At 27.2% G+C, this 17,844-nt stretch carries 16 protein-coding genes; 14 read left to right on the forward strand and 2 right to left on the reverse strand.

Annotated elements, in window-relative coordinates:
- The first annotated feature begins 123 nt into the window (after positions 1-123).
- From adhE to CLJU_RS08115, 4 genes are all read left to right on the forward strand, one after another.
- Positions 124-2,757 (forward strand): bifunctional acetaldehyde-CoA/alcohol dehydrogenase, encoded by a 2,634-nt coding sequence (adhE, locus tag CLJU_RS08100; RefSeq protein ID WP_013238313.1) that lies wholly within the window; start codon positions 124-126, stop codon positions 2,755-2,757.
- A gap of 157 nt (positions 2,758-2,914) precedes the next feature.
- The gene (locus CLJU_RS08105) at positions 2,915-5,128 is read left to right on the forward strand and encodes an ATP-dependent helicase (protein WP_013238314.1); all 2,214 of its coding nucleotides are present in this window, start codon (positions 2,915-2,917) and stop codon (positions 5,126-5,128) included.
- A 117-nt stretch (positions 5,129-5,245) separates the two neighbouring features.
- Positions 5,246-6,205: a tyrosine-type recombinase/integrase gene (locus tag CLJU_RS08110; RefSeq protein ID WP_013238315.1), complete on the forward strand. Its 960-nt coding sequence runs from the start codon at positions 5,246-5,248 to the stop codon at positions 6,203-6,205.
- Entirely contained in the window at positions 6,205-6,639 is a 435-nt protein-coding gene (locus CLJU_RS08115) for a helix-turn-helix domain-containing protein (protein WP_013238316.1), read from the forward strand. The genes CLJU_RS08110 and CLJU_RS08115 overlap by 1 nt, the downstream gene beginning before the upstream one ends.
- A gap of 392 nt (positions 6,640-7,031) precedes the next feature.
- On the opposite strand, the gene CLJU_RS08120 is transcribed toward CLJU_RS08115, so the two are convergent.
- Complete coding sequence (locus CLJU_RS08120) at positions 7,032-7,685, reverse strand: hypothetical protein (RefSeq protein ID WP_013238317.1); 654 nt, start codon at positions 7,683-7,685, stop codon at positions 7,032-7,034.
- A 182-nt stretch (positions 7,686-7,867) separates the two neighbouring features.
- Here CLJU_RS08120 and CLJU_RS08125 point away from each other — a divergent pair, with 182 nt between their 5' ends.
- Positions 7,868-8,620: a hypothetical protein gene (locus CLJU_RS08125; RefSeq protein ID WP_013238318.1), complete on the forward strand. Its 753-nt coding sequence runs from the start codon at positions 7,868-7,870 to the stop codon at positions 8,618-8,620.
- Position 8,621: 1 nt separating this feature from the next.
- Here CLJU_RS08125 and CLJU_RS08130 read toward each other — a convergent pair whose 3' ends face one another.
- The gene (locus CLJU_RS08130) at positions 8,622-8,858 is read right to left on the reverse strand and encodes a helix-turn-helix domain-containing protein (protein WP_013238319.1); all 237 of its coding nucleotides are present in this window, start codon (positions 8,856-8,858) and stop codon (positions 8,622-8,624) included.
- A 425-nt stretch (positions 8,859-9,283) separates the two neighbouring features.
- Here CLJU_RS08130 and CLJU_RS08135 point away from each other — a divergent pair, with 425 nt between their 5' ends.
- From CLJU_RS08135 to CLJU_RS08175, 9 genes are all read left to right on the forward strand, one after another.
- Positions 9,284-9,463 carry a hypothetical protein gene (locus CLJU_RS08135; protein ID WP_013238320.1) on the forward strand — a complete coding sequence of 60 codons (180 nt, stop codon included), beginning with the start codon at positions 9,284-9,286 and terminating at the stop codon, positions 9,461-9,463.
- A gap of 28 nt (positions 9,464-9,491) precedes the next feature.
- Positions 9,492-9,881: a hypothetical protein gene (locus CLJU_RS08140; protein WP_013238321.1), complete on the forward strand. Its 390-nt coding sequence runs from the start codon at positions 9,492-9,494 to the stop codon at positions 9,879-9,881.
- 434 nt (positions 9,882-10,315) lie between these two features.
- Positions 10,316-10,990, forward strand: coding sequence for a helix-turn-helix domain-containing protein (locus CLJU_RS08145; RefSeq protein WP_013238322.1), 675 nt, complete (start codon positions 10,316-10,318; stop codon positions 10,988-10,990).
- 203 nt (positions 10,991-11,193) lie between these two features.
- A complete protein-coding gene (locus CLJU_RS08150; protein WP_013238323.1) occupies positions 11,194-11,490 on the forward strand; it encodes a hypothetical protein in 297 nt (98 codons plus the stop codon).
- 24 nt (positions 11,491-11,514) lie between these two features.
- Positions 11,515-11,850: a hypothetical protein gene (locus CLJU_RS08155; RefSeq protein WP_013238324.1), complete on the forward strand. Its 336-nt coding sequence runs from the start codon at positions 11,515-11,517 to the stop codon at positions 11,848-11,850.
- A 103-nt stretch (positions 11,851-11,953) separates the two neighbouring features.
- Positions 11,954-13,243, forward strand: coding sequence for a ParM/StbA family protein (locus CLJU_RS08160; RefSeq protein WP_013238325.1), 1,290 nt, complete (start codon positions 11,954-11,956; stop codon positions 13,241-13,243).
- A 2-nt stretch (positions 13,244-13,245) separates the two neighbouring features.
- Positions 13,246-13,734 carry a hypothetical protein gene (locus tag CLJU_RS08165; protein WP_013238326.1) on the forward strand — a complete coding sequence of 163 codons (489 nt, stop codon included), beginning with the start codon at positions 13,246-13,248 and terminating at the stop codon, positions 13,732-13,734.
- An 81-nt stretch (positions 13,735-13,815) separates the two neighbouring features.
- Positions 13,816-17,166 (forward strand): hypothetical protein, encoded by a 3,351-nt coding sequence (locus tag CLJU_RS08170; RefSeq protein WP_013238327.1) that lies wholly within the window; start codon positions 13,816-13,818, stop codon positions 17,164-17,166.
- Between the two features lie 475 nt (positions 17,167-17,641).
- Positions 17,642-17,839 (forward strand): hypothetical protein, encoded by a 198-nt coding sequence (locus tag CLJU_RS08175; RefSeq protein WP_013238328.1) that lies wholly within the window; start codon positions 17,642-17,644, stop codon positions 17,837-17,839.
- Positions 17,840-17,844: the final 5 nt, after the last annotated feature.

Genomic DNA, 17,844 nt, shown 5'->3' on the forward strand with positions numbered 1-17,844 from the left:
AATTTGAACACCATTTTTATTTTTAAGGAGTAAATATGAATAATAATAACATAGAAACAAACAATAAAAATGAGAAATTTGTTTATATTTAACAGCATAAAAAATAAGAAAGAGGTGTCATTAATGAAGGTAACTAAGGTAACTAACGTTGAAGAATTAATGAAAAAGTTAGATGAAGTAACGGCTGCTCAAAAGAAATTTTCTAGCTATACTCAAGAACAAGTGGATGAAATTTTCAGGCAGGCAGCTATGGCAGCCAATAGTGCTAGAATAGACTTAGCTAAAATGGCAGTGGAAGAAAGCGGAATGGGAATTGTAGAAGACAAGGTCATTAAAAATCATTTTGTTGCAGAGTATATATATAACAAATATAAGGGTGAAAAAACCTGTGGAGTTCTGGAACAAGATGAAGGCTTTGGTATGGTTAGAATTGCAGAACCTGTAGGAGTTATTGCAGCAGTAGTCCCAACAACTAATCCAACATCTACAGCAATATTTAAATCACTAATAGCTTTAAAAACTAGAAATGGTATAGTTTTTTCGCCACATCCAAGGGCAAAAAAATCAACTATTGCAGCAGCTAAGATAGTACTTGATGCTGCAGTTAAAGCTGGTGCTCCTGAAGGAATTATAGGATGGATAGATGAACCTTCTATTGAACTTTCACAGGTGGTAATGAAAGAAGCAGATCTAATTCTTGCAACTGGTGGACCAGGTATGGTTAAGGCTGCCTATTCTTCAGGAAAGCCTGCTATAGGAGTTGGTCCAGGTAACACGCCTGCTGTAATTGATGAAAGTGCTGACATTAAAATGGCAGTAAATTCAATACTATTATCAAAAACTTTTGATAATGGTATGATTTGTGCTTCAGAGCAGTCAGTAGTAGTTGCAAGCTCAATATACGATGAAGTCAAGAAAGAGTTTGCAGATAGAGGAGCATATATATTAAGTAAGGATGAAACAGAGAAGGTTGGAAAAACAATTATAATTAATGGAGCCTTAAATGCTGGCATTGTAGGGCAAAGTGCTTTTAAAATAGCACAGATGGCAGGAGTGAGTGTACCAGAAGATGCTAAAGTACTTATAGGAGAAGTTAAATCAGTAGAACCGGAAGAAGAGCCCTTTGCGCATGAAAAGCTATCTCCAGTTTTAGCTATGTACAAAGCAAAAGATTTTGACGAAGCACTCCTAAAGGCTGGAAGATTAGTTGAACGAGGTGGAATTGGGCATACATCTGTATTATATGTAAATGCAATGACGGAAAAAGTAAAGGTAGAAAAGTTCAGAGAAACTATGAAGACTGGTAGAACATTGATAAATATGCCTTCAGCACAAGGTGCTATAGGAGATATATATAACTTTAAGCTAGCTCCTTCTTTGACACTAGGTTGTGGTTCCTGGGGAGGAAACTCTGTATCAGAAAATGTTGGTCCTAAACATTTATTAAACATAAAGAGTGTTGCTGAGAGGAGAGAAAATATGCTTTGGTTTAGAGTACCTGAAAAGGTTTATTTCAAATATGGTAGTCTTGGAGTTGCACTAAAAGAACTGAGAATTATGGAGAAGAAAAAGGCATTTATAGTAACGGATAAAGTTCTTTATCAATTAGGTTATGTAGATAAAATTACAAAAAATCTGGATGAATTAAGAGTTTCATATAAAATATTTACAGATGTAGAACCAGATCCAACCCTTGCTACAGCTAAAAAAGGTGCAGCAGAACTGTTAGCTTATGAACCAGATACAATTATAGCAGTCGGTGGTGGTTCAGCAATGGATGCAGCCAAGATCATGTGGGTAATGTATGAGCATCCAGAAGTAAGATTTGAAGATTTAGCTATGAGATTTATGGATATAAGAAAGAGAGTGTATGTTTTCCCTAAAATGGGAGAAAAGGCAATGATGATTTCAGTAGCAACATCCGCAGGAACAGGGTCGGAAGTTACGCCATTTGCAGTAATTACGGATGAAAGAACAGGAGCTAAATATCCTCTGGCTGATTATGAATTGACTCCAAACATGGCTATAGTTGATGCAGAACTTATGATGGGAATGCCAAAGGGACTAACAGCAGCTTCAGGTATAGATGCATTAACCCATGCGCTGGAGGCCTATGTATCAATAATGGCTTCAGAATATACCAATGGATTGGCTCTTGAAGCAACAAGATTAGTATTTAAATATTTGCCAATAGCTTATACAGAAGGTACAACTAATGTAAAGGCAAGAGAAAAAATGGCTCATGCTTCATGTATTGCAGGTATGGCCTTTGCCAATGCATTTTTAGGGGTATGCCACTCCATGGCACATAAATTGGGAGCACAGCACCACATACCACATGGAATTGCCAATGCACTTATGATAGATGAAGTTATAAAGTTCAATGCTGTAGAGGCTCCAAGGAAACAAGCGGCATTTCCACAATATAAATATCCAAATGTTAAAAGAAGATATGCTAGAATAGCTGATTACTTAAATTTAGGTGGAAGTACAGATGATGAAAAAGTACAATTTTTAATAAATGCTATAGATGACTTGAAAACCAAGTTAAATATTCCAAAGACTATTAAAGAAGCGGGAGTTTCAGAAGATAAATTCTATGCTACTTTAGATACAATGTCAGAACTGGCTTTTGATGATCAATGTACAGGAGCTAATCCAAGATATCCATTAATAGGAGAAATAAAACAAATGTATATAAATGCATTTGATACACCAAAGGCAACTGTGGAGAAGAAAACAAGAAAGAAAAAATAAATATATAATAAATTGAATATAGTAAACAAAAAGGGACATATTTATAATATGTTCTTTTTAGTTTAATACTCAATTTTTGCACATAAGAAATTAACTTAATATAAAAAAATTTGCGAAGCTTTGCTTCGCAGTTTAATATTGTTTAGGTGGTTAAATTATGAATCTGGAAGTGTTAAAAACAGAGTTTAAGTATTTAAGAGATAAAATAATTGAAAAGCAATATGAACATCTTGATCCTATGCAAAGAAAAGCAGTTTTAAATGGTGAAAATAACTGTATTGTTATTGCTTGTCCTGGAGCAGGAAAGACCCAGACTATTATTAATAGAGTGGACTACTTATGTAGATTCGGTCCTATATACAATACAGATTATGTACCTAATTGTCTAAAGACCGATGATTTACAGATAATGAAGAAATATTTAAATGATAATTCTTTTAAAGATGTGACTGCAGTAAATAAAATTGAGCATTTGTTAAATAGCAATAAAATAAATCCACAGAACATAGTTGTTATAACTTTTACTAGAGCAGCTGCTCTCAATATGAAAAACAGATACATATCTATAGGAAATAAAGAAAAGTCACCTTTTTTTGGAACATTCCACTCCCTATTTTATAATATATTGAAAAAGCATAATAAAGAAATAAATATTATAGATCCTTATAAGGCACATGAGATAGTTAAAAATACACTTATGTATTATCTGGACTTTATAGGAGAAGAGAGAGTAAAGGAAGTTCTAAATGACATATCTCTTTTAAAAAATAGTGAAACTAACATAGATTTATTTAAAAGTAAAATTGACAAAAGTGTATTTTTAAAATGTTTTAATGAATATGAAAATTATAAAGCTAGAAATAAGCTTATGGATTTTGATGATTTACAATTAAAAGTTAAAGATATGTTTCTAAATCAGAAATCTATTCTAGATAGTTATCAGAATTTGTTCAAGTATATTTTAGTTGATGAGTTTCAGGATTCAGATAACCTCCAAATAGAGCTTTTACAACTAATAGGAAGTAAGGGGGTTATATTTGCAGTAGGAGATGAGGATCAATGCATATATTCTTTTAGGGGATCTAAGCCAGAGTGCATGGTGAATTTTGATAACTATTTTAAAGATGGAAGAAAAATTTATTTAAAAATAAATTACAGAAGTGTTAAAAATGTAGTTGAATTGTCCAAAAAGATTATATGTAATAATAAAAATAGAAATGTAAAACTTATTGAAAATAACAGAAAAAATGATGGAAATATATACTTCAAGGTATTTGAAAGAGAAAAAGAGCAGGCCTTTTTTGTATCAAATTCAATCAAAGAAATTATAAATAAGGGAAAATACAAATATAGTCACATAGCTGTATTTTATAGAACAAACCTGGAATCAAGAAGTATAATAGATGCTTTTTTAAAATACAATATAAAGTTTAAACTTTTGGACGGTCAGTATAATTTTTATGAACATTTTATATGCAAGGATTTAATAGCATATCTTAAATTGGCTGTAAATATGTGCGATAAGAATAGTTTTATGAGAATAATAAATAAGCCTTTTAGGTATATTGGAAAAGTAAATATAAAAAAAGTTATAGATAATAGAATAAGGGAAAATTGCTTTGATATTTTAAGGCAAGTAGGTGATTTACCTATTTTTCAGCTTAAAAACATAACTGTGCTTGAAAAAAATATTAGAAAATTAAATAGAATGAAGAAGCAGGATAGAATAAATTATATATTGGATAAATTAGATTATATGGATTATTTAAAAAATTACTGCATGAAATTAAATAGGGATATGGATGAACTTCAAGATATTATAGGAGAGTTTAGGGAAGCTTGCGGAGAATTCGATAGTATAGAATCATTTTTGGATAATGTTGGAAAAGTGGAGCAGACTTTAGAGAAAGGTAAGAAAGAAGGTAATACAGTTACTTTAAGTACTATTCACGGCGTGAAAGGTATGGAGTTTGAGAATGTGTTTATAATAAACTGCAGCGAAGGGTTAATTCCCCATGCAAATAGCATACAAAATAATCTGGAAGAAGAAAGGCGGCTTTTTTATGTAGGGGTTACAAGAGCCATAGATAATTTGACTTTATGTTATTCAAGTACTATTAGGAAAAAGGCAGTAAATGTATCCAGGTTTATAGAAGAATGTGACTTGTTAAATTCGGGAGAGCTTATGAAAAATTGCGATTTAGAAATAGGGGATTATGTAGTTCACAAAGTATTTGGAAGTGGAAAAATAATAGATAAGAGAGATAATTGCTTAAAAGTATTATTTTCAGGTAATAGAGAGATAGGATTTGATTTATCGGTTCTTTATAATGGACAGCTGATGAAGGATGCTGCCAGAAAATGTTTGTAATAAGAGGTAAATGTATCCTAATTCATAAGTGAGTTTCCATTAATTTTTAAAATTAATAAAATTTAATTACTCCATACATCTAAATATTAAAATTTGTGTATAAGGGATGGAGTAAAAATGGGTGTTAAAAAACTGATAAACGTGGTTAAAAAGCAGGATAGAAGCATTAGAGAAATTTATGAAAAATATTTAAAACATTGTATTTCTATAGGCCAGGCACATGGAACTATAGAGTCAAAAAAGCAATTCTTTAGGTATTCACTTCCTAAAATAGTAAATGTAGATGATAGTATAACTACTTTTACAAAACATAAATTAGAAGAACATATAATATCTATGAGAAAAGCGGGTTATGCAGGTAATTATTATCAAACCTTTGTTATTAAATCAAAAGCATTTTTAACGTATTGCTTTAATCATCATTATCTTAAAAAATTTGAAGTTAAAATTCCAACAATAACTCAAAAGAAAAAGGATATTTATACAGAAGAAGAATTAATTAAATTACTGAAGAAACCAAATCTGAAAACCTGCCTTGTGGGAGAGTATAAATCATGGGTAACTATAAATTTTTTATTAGCTACTGGAGCAAGAAGTGAAACTTTATTAAATGTGTTAGTTAAGGATGTGAATTTTCAAGAAAAAAGTATCTTATTTAGACACATGAAAGCACATAAGCAAATAACAGTACCCCTAAGTCCTACACTAGAATATGTATTAAGAGAATATGTAGAATTATTGGATTTAGAACCAGACAATTTATTATTTCCTAAATTAGATAAAAAGAAAATGAAGTATGACACACTTCACGAAACTATTAATGGCTTCTGTAAGCGTAGGAATGTAGCTATGAAAGGCATAAACACATTCCGTAATACTTTTGCTACATTGTTTATTAAAAATGGAAATAATAATATATATTTACTTCAAAAATTATTAGGACATGCTGATATTAGAATGACTGAGAGATATATTAACTTATTACCCCTTGAGATGAAAGAAGATATTAATAAATATAATCCTTTAGATGTGTTGAGTCATAAAAGGTTGACATTGAATAAAGGAGGTAATAGGTAATGCAAGGTTATACAATTATATCTAATAATATTATTACCTCTAACATTTCAAATAATGCATATAGAGTGTATTCTGCTCTTTTATCCATGGCTTATGGGGAAAAGGACTACTGTTACCCATCAGAGTGTTATTTGGCTAATATGCTCCATAAAAGCATACGCACAATACAGAGAGGACTTTATGAATTAAAAGAACAAGGTTTGATTGTTATAAAAAGACGTGGTTCTATTTCAAATCTATATAAAATAATAGGAAAGAAGATAACTAAGAAAGTAGAAGAGGTAGCTAAAAAAGTTAAAAATACTAAAAAGAGCTTTTATAGCAGCAAGAAAAAATCTGCATTTAATAGCTTTCCACAACGTAAATATGATTTTAAAGAATTAGAACAACAACTATTGTCTGGAAATTATGATTCAGAAAAATTAATAGAATAAAAGTAAAAGTCCCTTAAATATCTTGGCAGGATATTAAAAAGGACTTATACTAAAAAGACGAAAATCAAATATTTATCATGTTACTTATATTATATACCCAAAAATTAAAAATATCAAAATTTTGGTTTATTAAAATTGCCCTTTTTTATATGGTTATTTTTGTAAAGTAATTTTCAGAGAGATTATTTTCCAAAAATAACCTATTTTTTCTTATACAATTCTAATTTATATATAATTATTTATACTACTCAGTTCAATATGCCAAATATCAAATTTCTAATATGTAATTAATAACAAATCTTAAATGACATGAATTATCTAAAAATAAATACAATAAAAGAATTAAAAACTAATAATATATTGAACCAATTAGAACTATAAAAAATAAATATTTACCAGTACATAGCAAAATGAAAAGTATCATCTTGGTTTCCGAGAAACATACAATTTACAACATCTTTGTCATAACCTATTATTTGTATAGGTAATGGTTCATAAGCTTTTTTATACATATAAAATATATCTTTTGTTTTAGAACTATTTGCTTTATGATTTAAAAATGGGAAAAGTCTTAATCTTTCATTATTTATATCAGGAAATTGTCCAGCACCTGTGCCTAATTGCATAATTTCACTAAACCTTTCTACTGCATTGAACCAACCTAAAACAAAAGCTCTGTGTCCTTTTTTTCCATTTTTTATTTCATCACATAACCAATCATAATTTTTTTGAAAAGCATCTTGCCATATTAATTTATTGGAAAAAGACTGTCCTTTAGTTTTTGCTTTAAAATTTCTTAAATATTTAACTTCAATTATAAAATCTCTTGATTTTACAACAATATCACAAGCTTTACCTTGAAAGTTAAAATGAGCCATATGTTTAAACGGGTATCCTAATCTTATAGCTATATCAGACTCATTAAATTCTTTATCAGCTAAAATTTTTAAATCAGCTTTGTTAATAGTATTGTCTTTCCCTTTAAATCTATAATTGAATTCATCAATTATAAATAGGCAATTAGATACTAGATATTTATCTATCATAAAATCCACCTCTATATTTATTATGTACTGAAATTACTTAAATATAAGTACAAATAGTCGATTAATAAAATTGATATTTTAATATAAATAATAAATAAAATTATTTAGTATTAATTAGTATTAAATAGAGGAATTTACCTTAATTTGTAGAATGCTTACAAAAGAAGGGAGAGTGATAGGTAATGAAACTTAGTAGTTTAGATGATATAAACGAATATTATAAAAGTCAAAATATACAGTCTTATTGGCTAGAAGAATCATTAAGATTTGATATTGTAAAAGAAATAACTTTAATATTTAATGATTTGCATAATTTATATCCAGATGTTGTAATCAAAGAAATTGGAGATTGTTATTCTTATGATAAAATTAGTAATAAAGTTTGTATAAACAATCTTAAAAACACTCTTGCCAGTGATAAATTATCAGATGTGTATGGTAATGATGAAAATGCTAAAATAGAAACTAAAAAATTTCTATTAAATGAACTCAATAAATATAATAATATTAAAATAACGAAAGAGTTTGATCAAAATGGAAATAGGTATTACGATTTAGGATATTGTGCTATATATTATGCAAAAGAACAAAAGATAATTTTTAATCAAGCATCGTTAGGCGATTGGAAAGAGAATACTATACACGAATTTGGACATGCTATAGCATATCAATATGATTTAAACAAAAATGAGAATATGCAAGATATATATATAAATCTTAAAAATTATGAAGTGACTTCAAATGTATCTATATATGCTAATAAAAATATATATGAATTTATAGCAGAAGTATTTACTCAATATTACTATTATAATAAAGATAATGATATAATAAGAAAAGTTATGAATATACTTAAAGAGAGAGTTAGAACTTCTAAAGCCATGGGATATTATTTAGTAGAACTTTATCGAAAAATAAAAAGGCAACAGGATTGATTTAATCCTTTGCCTTTTCTTCATTATCAACTATATTTATTATATCAGTAAATTTGATATTCTTATCTAATTGTTTGAAAGCTTTATAAATAGCTTCTAATTGATCTAACTCTATTCTTTTAACTTTCTCATAATAGAAATTGCTTATACTAGCAGGTCTTATGCCTGTTTCCTGTGCTAACCATGCTTGATTCTTTTTATATTTTCCTAACAGATCACTTATGTATATTTTAATCATAGTATACTTACCTCCCATAAAGTACTAATAATAACTATTTTATAAGTTATATAATACTATATATTATACCATATATAAGTAATAAATCAATAGATTTCGTAAATAAGTTACGCTTAAAGTAATAAAATTCTTGACTTATTACGGTAGGAGTAATATAATTAAATTAAAGGTAAGAAAATTATATAAATAAAAAAGTACCTAACCTGAAGGTGAGATACTAAGTCGCAATTAGATTATATCACATTTGGGTATAGGAAATCAATTGAAGGAGGTACACAAAAACCAAATGAGTATATATGTTTTATTAGAATATATGCAACAATGTAAAATAAAGCATAAACAAGCTACAGTAAATGGATTATATAGTTTCAAAGAATTATGGAGATAAAAAAATACAATATTATATTAGGAGAGGAGAAAATAATATGAGTAACATTCTTGAAGTTAAAAGAGAGCAGCTGAAGGACAAGTTAGGTGAAATTGTACCTTGGAACTATAAGCCATTACCAGGTGAACATGTATTTACAGCTTTTATAATGGGAAATATACCTATAAGAGTATGTAGTAATACGCTAACCTATGAAGAATTTTGTAAAATCTGTTAATTAAATTATAAGGGGAGGAATTATTTAAATGAATGTAGTGATGAATAAAGTTAGAGAGTATGCTGAAAATGAAAAAAATGAATTTAAGGATATAAAGGTATATGAGGCAACACAGAAAGTACAAGCAGAGATTAATAGAAAAGAATTAAAAAAACAACTGAAAAAATTTGAAGGTAAAGATGTAATGATTGATCTAATTGGAGAGGTTTCAATTCCATTATTTATGGATGGATTAGAGATAGGAGAATTTAAGGATATAAAAGGTAACTATAGAATGGAATTATCATCTATAGATGAAAAACCTTATACTTTTATAGATGTAGAGGACGTTTACTGTATATATGAAAACCCGTTACTTGGTGGAGTAAGCATATTTTTTAGAAGTGGAACTGAAATGGATATAACTGTAAATAAATAAACCTAACAATATGACAAAATAATAGTTATTAAGCTAAAGTAGTAGCATTTTATGAAAATAAGATAGAAATTAGAAAAAATGTGTTGACATGGATATGATTAGGTAATATAATAATAACCGTTAAGTAAATAAAGAAATTATTGCCATGTGGCGTTTTTATAGTCGTAAGTGCTATTACATAGAGAAAAATAGAATAGTTTCGTGATTAGAATTAATTTGATGTTAATTCTATTAGTTAAACTATTTATATTATCTCTATATAATAGCACTTTTTTTACTTAAAATTGAATAGAGAGAGGAAAAGATAGGAAAATAGAATAATTTAATTATTGAAAGCAAAAATTTAGTTGACAAAAGTAACTCAACGATGTAATATATAATTACAGGTTGACAAAAGTAACCTATAATTATAAGAGAAATGATGTGAGTATATTATGATAGGACTTTACTTCATTAGAAAATTATATAATATGTCTATGGATGAATTAGCACATAATCTAAATATAACAAAGCAAACAGTATCTAAATGGGAAAAACGAAAGATCCCTATATCAGATAAAAGATTAAATCAACTTTCAAAAATATTTAATATTCCACAAAAATATTTTCAAAAGGAACTGGATGAAATAGATAGAATGGAAATTCAAAATATAAAATTGAATAGTGAACTTAAAAATTATGAATATCAATATGAGGACACAATTACAGATCCAGACACAGGAGAAGAAATAACTGTAACACAAACTAGTATAGATGAAGGTGCATTATTTGATTTTAGCTTAAATAGTTACAATTTGAATCAAAAAAAACTTTTAATAGCCATAAAAGATTCAATGGATAGGCAATTTGAAGAAAATAATGATGAATATAGGGATTATGGATTAGGTAACGCTAATGAAATATTGGAATTATATGAAAGGTTTTTAAAATTAGTGAATAATGCAGATATAGATAATAACACTATAAAAAGAGTATTAATGGGTGTACAACTTGCTTATGGAAAAATTTTTGATTCCGAGAAATTTGTTAGAAAAATTGCTAAAGATATAAAAGAATATAATAAGGAAAGTAAAACATGGAGTGATGAAGAAGGTGGTGAAAGGTTATGAAGATAAAAACGAAAAGGCATGGAAAAATACCATACCCTCAATAAAAATATGTAATTATTAATGTAGATGTTAAGTTGGCAGACCTAACTTCTACTATATAAAAGTTTTAAATCTATTTATATTATACACAATTGATTAAATTTAAACCACAAAATTTTAAAAAATATTAAGGAAATTTAAGGAGGAAGAGAAGGAGAAAGAGTATGAAAAATACATTAATACTTAAAATTAGAGATTCTGAAAGAAAAGAATGGAATGAGGAACACAACCTCGAAGAATGGGAAGAAATGGATTTCGATAATGCAGTAACTAAAATAGTATATGACTTAGTGGATTGTGATAATGAATATTGGGATTCTTATACTGCATGGTATGATGCAATAAATACAGTTAATTATTCTTTGAATAAAAAAATAACAAATGATACATTAGAAAAAATTAAAGATACTTTATACCAAAAAGAAAGTATCTTATTAGATGCTATATATATCAATGATTAATATAAAAAATAGGAGATTTTTATTATGGAAAGTTTAAAAAATTTTGATACAGAGAAAGAAGAAATAAAAATATATAGACAGTATAGTGGATTAAATGATGAACCTTATTATTTTACTTTTGATAAAAATAAAATAAATCATGTTAACTTATTTCCTTATGAAATGCCACTTACAAAAGAAAATATAGTTTTAACTATTCTTGATACCCAAGTAATTTCAGATGATGAAGGAAATATTTTTGGAGATATTATTTTCGAAAATAAAACTCAAGGTATGAAATTAAAAAAAACTGAGCTAATACAAATACTTGAAAAATGCTATAACTTATATAAAAAAGTAAAGGGAAAATGTGACAAATAAAAAAGAAAATGTTATTCAAGATGCAGTAGGGATTGTAAGGTAACTTCAGTTCCTTACTGCAATAAAATTAAAAATTATTAGAGAGTATAGAGGAGGATTTTATATGGGGCGAAATAAGAATTTTTATTTTCAGAATCGTTATTTCATTTCAGGTGTCAGATTTTCAACGGTTTTAGAAAAAACTGAAAATATGGGAAAAACTGCAATAAGTATAACTAAAGAATATGGAATTGATAGCAATATAAGTTGGAGATTTAAAAAGCTTGACAAAGATAAAAATGAAAAAGGGAACTTGCAAATTGATTTGAGTCAAGTAAATATTAATACAACCACAGAACCAGTATGGATGAATGTAGATGATAAAATTATCCATATAGCAAAACAAATGATAGATGAAGGTTTAAGTGATGAAGAAATATCAAGCAAAATTTATTCAAGATTAAAGGAAGGTGGAGTAAATATGGAAAATAAAAAAATAATTAAAAATATAAGTGCAGATATTGGAAATAACTATGCAAAGGGAAGTATAGATGATAAGGTTCTTAGTTTTGTAAATAAAGTAAGAAAAGAAAGACAAGTTAATAAATTAGCAGATAATGATTACATTCAATTAAGTGATGAACAAGGATATTATGTTATAGCTAATGATGATGATAAGTTTGAAGAAAGCCAATCTAAGAAGGATAAAAATTTCATACCAACTCTTTACTATTTGATTTGCAGAGCTTTATTTTTAGATGAAATAGATGCAGACGAAGTTGATGTAAATTTATCTATGCTTACACCAATTAACCAAGCTAATGAAACGCAAGAATATATTAACAAAATAAAGGAAAAAGATAGCTATATGTGTAGCTATAGAATTAACAATAATGAAAATACTGTAATTATAAATATAAAGAATGTAGAAATGTTTTTGGAAGGGGTTGCAAGTTTACCGTTAATTGAAAATCATGTTGGGATGCAAAGTATCTGTGACGTGGGCTCAAAAACGATAAATGTCATAAAAGCAAGAAAAAATCGTATTCTTACTGTAGATACAATTGATGATTTAGGTACTTTTGAATATTATGACAAGCTTATAAACAAGATTGATAACAGAACGGTAAACATATCTAATATACAGCAATTAATAGAAGATGGGATTTGCAGTCATGATAAAAGTTTATTAAAGGAATATCTAAAAAAAGTATTAAGTGAAACAAATAAGGTTGTAAAATTTGATACTTGTGTCAATGTTAATTTTACAGGTGGTGCTATGGAATTATTTAAATCACAAGGGCTTAATTTTGAAAAAGGTAATATTAAAGTAATGGAAGATCCAGTATTTACAAACGTAAGAGGTTCTAAGAAGTTTTTAGATACTAAATATAAAATAGCAGCAGGTGAATAATAATGGCTGATGATAGAAGAGTTAATATGTATTTTTCTGAAAGGAAATTTATTGATGATGCTATATATCAGTATTTTAAAGATATGTCCAATAAGCAGGACGTTATGAAGATGGTTTTATATGAGTATGTTAAAAGTAAAAATGCTGCATATCAAAATTTCGTTACGGAAACTACAAAAAAAGTACATGAAAATAGCACTAATACTACACATAAAAGTGTAAATGCAGTTACTAATAATTCACGTAAAAAACACAAAGACGTTACGAAAAAGACACAAGAATCACACAATAATGTTACTAAAGGTACACCGATTAGTGAAAATATAGTTACCGATAATACACAAAAAGAAACTAAATCTACTCAAACTGGTGATAAGTTTAATGCTGATGATTTTATAACCGAAGAAAAAGTTGAAAATAAAGATGCAAATGAAAATGAATTTGATTTAATGGCTATATGGAAATCACAAGATAGTTTTATGAATAAATAGTGGCTATAGGAGGACAAACTATCTTGTCCTTCCTGAATCTTATTATAAAAATGGGTTAAAAAATTTAAAGGGGGATAATGAATGGCAGAAGATAAAATGTATAAAATTTTAAGATTGAAACTAAAGAATTGTAAGAGAATGGTTAACAAAGAAGGAAAGCAAATAGGTGTAGAAATCAGAATTAATGAAAACAAGTTAAGAAAATCAATGACTTTGGTAAAAGAACCTGAAACAATTAGAATTATTAAAACTTTAGCACCTGATAGAAATAGTGAAGATTTGAATGGATTTACTTATGTTAAAGATCTAATTACTATGTCAGTTAATATTGATAAATATAGAGATATTATAAAATCTAATTATGGATTGGTTAATATAATATTTACACGAAAGCCAAAGCTAAATTATAAAAAATTTAATAGCAAAATTAGCAGCAAAGACTTTAATCATATAAGCAATAAATCTTTAGAAAAATACAAATATAATATAAATATAGAATATAAAAATGAATTATTTAAAAGATTAATGGCTAGTTCGGGCAATGTTAGGAATAAGAAAGTAGTATTTATAAGAGAAAAATTATTTGATAAGACGAATGAAATTCTATTGTGTGGTCTTCCAGAAGATATGGAACATCCTGCATTTAGTAAATATAATTCTTACTATGCTATGGCTTCTACGGATAGTATACCAGTTACAACTCCCAATTTTGTTGTCATAGATGATTATACAAGAAAAATAGAAGAAGTTTTTGATTATGTTAAGGAAAAAGAAAAAGTAAGTAAAAAGGATAAGGATAATTATGAAATTGAAGAAGGTACTGAAAAAAGTAAGATTGAAATAACTCCTTTTGATGGTGCAGGACTGGTTGATGTAAGTTTAGCTGAACAATGGAAGAAAGATATAGGACTTGATTACTTGCCTTCTAGTTGGCAATTTAGAGCCATCCCAGGGATTAAAGGAGATGTATATACCTTTGACTTAAAGAAGTTTGCAAAGGAATTTAAAAGCGAAATTAAAGATGTATTTGGACAAACATGGGATTTATTCAAAGATAACATTAATATGATTCTGACTAAAAGCCAATTTAAATTTTATAAGCAATATAAAGCAAATTTTGGTGAAGAAAAAGCTTTTAAAACATGGGAAGATAATTTTTACAAGGAATTACATGGATATAAAAGGACATTTAATATATCTAAATATTCAGAAAAAAATTTAAAGCATGAAGCTTTATTGAGTTATCAACCAATTCAATCATTAGAATTATCAGATAATGATATTAAAAATTTGTGCAGTAGAACAGTTAAAAAGATTAAAAAAATAAGTACGGATGTAAATGAATTTTTAAAGTATAGAGGTGTAATTAATTCTCAAGAAAATGAAATAGGGGAACTTATATGTCAGAAAAGGATACCTCCATATTATAAGGCATTAAATGAAAACAAAGATTTATTTTATGATGATTATATCCAACAAAAAATTAAGGATGATATAAAAGGTTTTAAAAAAAGAACACTTAAAGGATGTATTTTTGTACCAGGTAATTATCAAACTTTAATACCAGATGTATTTGCACTAGCACAATATGCTTTTGGATTAAAAGTTACAGGTGGATTAAAAGCTAATACAGTATATTCGGAATATTGGGTTGATGAATATATAAATTTCTTTGCTAAAAAATTAAATAGTAAAAAAGAAAATATGAAATGTGGATATGATTACAATAAGTATTTATCAATGAAAGAAAAACTTAGAAAATTAAGAGATGGAAAAATTAAAGAATTAAATATGAAGATTGATGTTATAAGGTTTCCTCATGTTAGCAATGAACATTTTCCAGTTACCGTTGTAAATCAACCTAATGATTATTATAAATATATGACTGAAGGAATAGTTACTTCTATGTATGATAGTTTAGCTTTACATATTGGGGGAGCTGACTATGATAACGACCATGTACTTAGTACAAATGACCAGACTCTTGTAAGATGTTCAGTAGAGCAAAAAACAAATACTATAGTCCCAATATCATTAAAAGATCAAGAAAATGATGACAATAAGATGCATAAAATAACTGATATGGATGAAATAATAGATACAGATATTAGGGGCATGAGCAATAATATAGGAAAAGCCGTAAATAAAATAACTAAGTTATGGAGTGTAGTTCCTAAAGATGATGATGAAAAAATTAAAGTAAGAAGATATATTAAAATTATGAGTGTCGTATGCAGTAAAATAATAGATTTTGCGAAAACTGGTAAAGCTGCAACTATCCCTTGTGAAATTGAAGAATATTTAAAAGATATTCAAAAGCCATATTTTCAAAGATATATATACAACCATGAAGTTAGTAGAGAAAAAATAATGAATGAAAATAGAGAGCTGTATGGTGAAGATAAGAAGTTTATATTTTCTGATACCAATTGTGTAATGAATAGATTATGTCACTATATGGAAAAGGAAATAGCTAATATAGATGATGAATTAAAAAAGAATAAAGAAGAACAGCTTGAAGAAAAAGCAGAAGATATTACTTGTTTCTATAGTGAGAAAAATACAGAGCAATTTAAAGATAAGAAATATGATAATAGCGTGTCATACACAAAATATATAAAACCTTTGCTAAAAGATTTAAAGAAAGAATATGATGAAATATCTAAGTATAACAGTCAGGAAAATAATAATATATTTTGTAGTAGTGATATAAAACAAGAACATGATGATAGATATAAAATATTTTATACTTATGCAAAGATGGAACTGATGAATATTTTAGAACATAAAGAATTAAAATTGATTAAAGAAAAGTTACTTGATTTTATTGTATTTGCTTTTTACAGAGATAAAGATTTTAATAAATTAGATAAGTCTTTATTATGGAATTGTTTTGGTAGTGAACTATCTTGCAGGATAAAAGGAAAATCTCTTATAGTAAAAAAATCTAAATTAACTTACGAAGATAGAAGAGAGAAAATATCAAAACTTAAGAAGATCAATAATAAAAAGAATAAAATTTATATTAGTATATTTAAGAATGAAGAAAAAGATAAACAAGTAGAAATTTTTGATAGTGAATTAGATGTTTTCAAAAATATAGGGAATAAAGATGAAAGAAACCTTCTTAAAGCATTATATATTATAAGTAAATTTAATAAGGTTTTTAAAGGAAATTTTAAATTTGAAATCGAGAAAAATAAAAAAGATGCAATTACTAAAACACATATGTGTAAGTTAGCAGATATTGATGCTAGAAAATACCCTAATATATTGAAAAAAGTTATAACAAAACATGAAGACATTGTTACTATAGAACCTAGTAAGGATTATTCAAAAATTATTTGTGAATTTAAAAAAGATAAGTTCAGTAAAAATGGAAATAGCAAAAAATATACAGACATTAATGAATGCAGAAGTAGATTTAAATAAGAACCCTAAAATAAATTGATGTGTAAAAACATATAAAGTCATTTAATAATAATGATTTTATGATACACTTGTAAATTTTACTATAGGAAAAAGATAGGTACACCCTATCTCACCGACATTATACATTTTATTAATGTATAATGTCAAGTGTTTATAAAACAATTTTTAAATTTATTGTGTTATATGATTGACATATTTTATTGGTAACTTTGTTAATTTCAAGGGGTTCAAGTCCCCCTTCCTCGAAAACAAATGAGAAATTAACTGGGCAACGGGAATTTATACGTTGTAAGTATCATGATAATTAAATGATGATACTTTAATTTTGATTACAAGAAGTGAGGGTAAGCATTTATTACTTACTCTCCTTTTTTCTTTTTAGCACAAAATAAGCTAAAATTAATTAAATAAAATGCTAGAACGGTTGATATTACTATATTAATAAATAAAATTAAGCACAAGGGAGAGAGGAAGGATGAATGATGAGATAATTGATATGATAAGACAAAAAATAATTTACTTGAAAAAAGAAAAAGGTGTTACATATCAGTTTATGGCTGATAAATCTGGAGAAGGGGTAACTAGATTTGATATCGCACATTTAGTTACTGATAATAGGAAAATAGGTAAAAGCAAATTTAAAAAATTAGCAAAATTTATATTAAATTATTAAAAGGA

Origin of the sequence: Clostridium ljungdahlii DSM 13528 (assembly GCF_000143685.1) — a bacterium.
Classification (GTDB): domain Bacteria; phylum Bacillota; class Clostridia; order Clostridiales; family Clostridiaceae; genus Clostridium_B; species Clostridium_B ljungdahlii.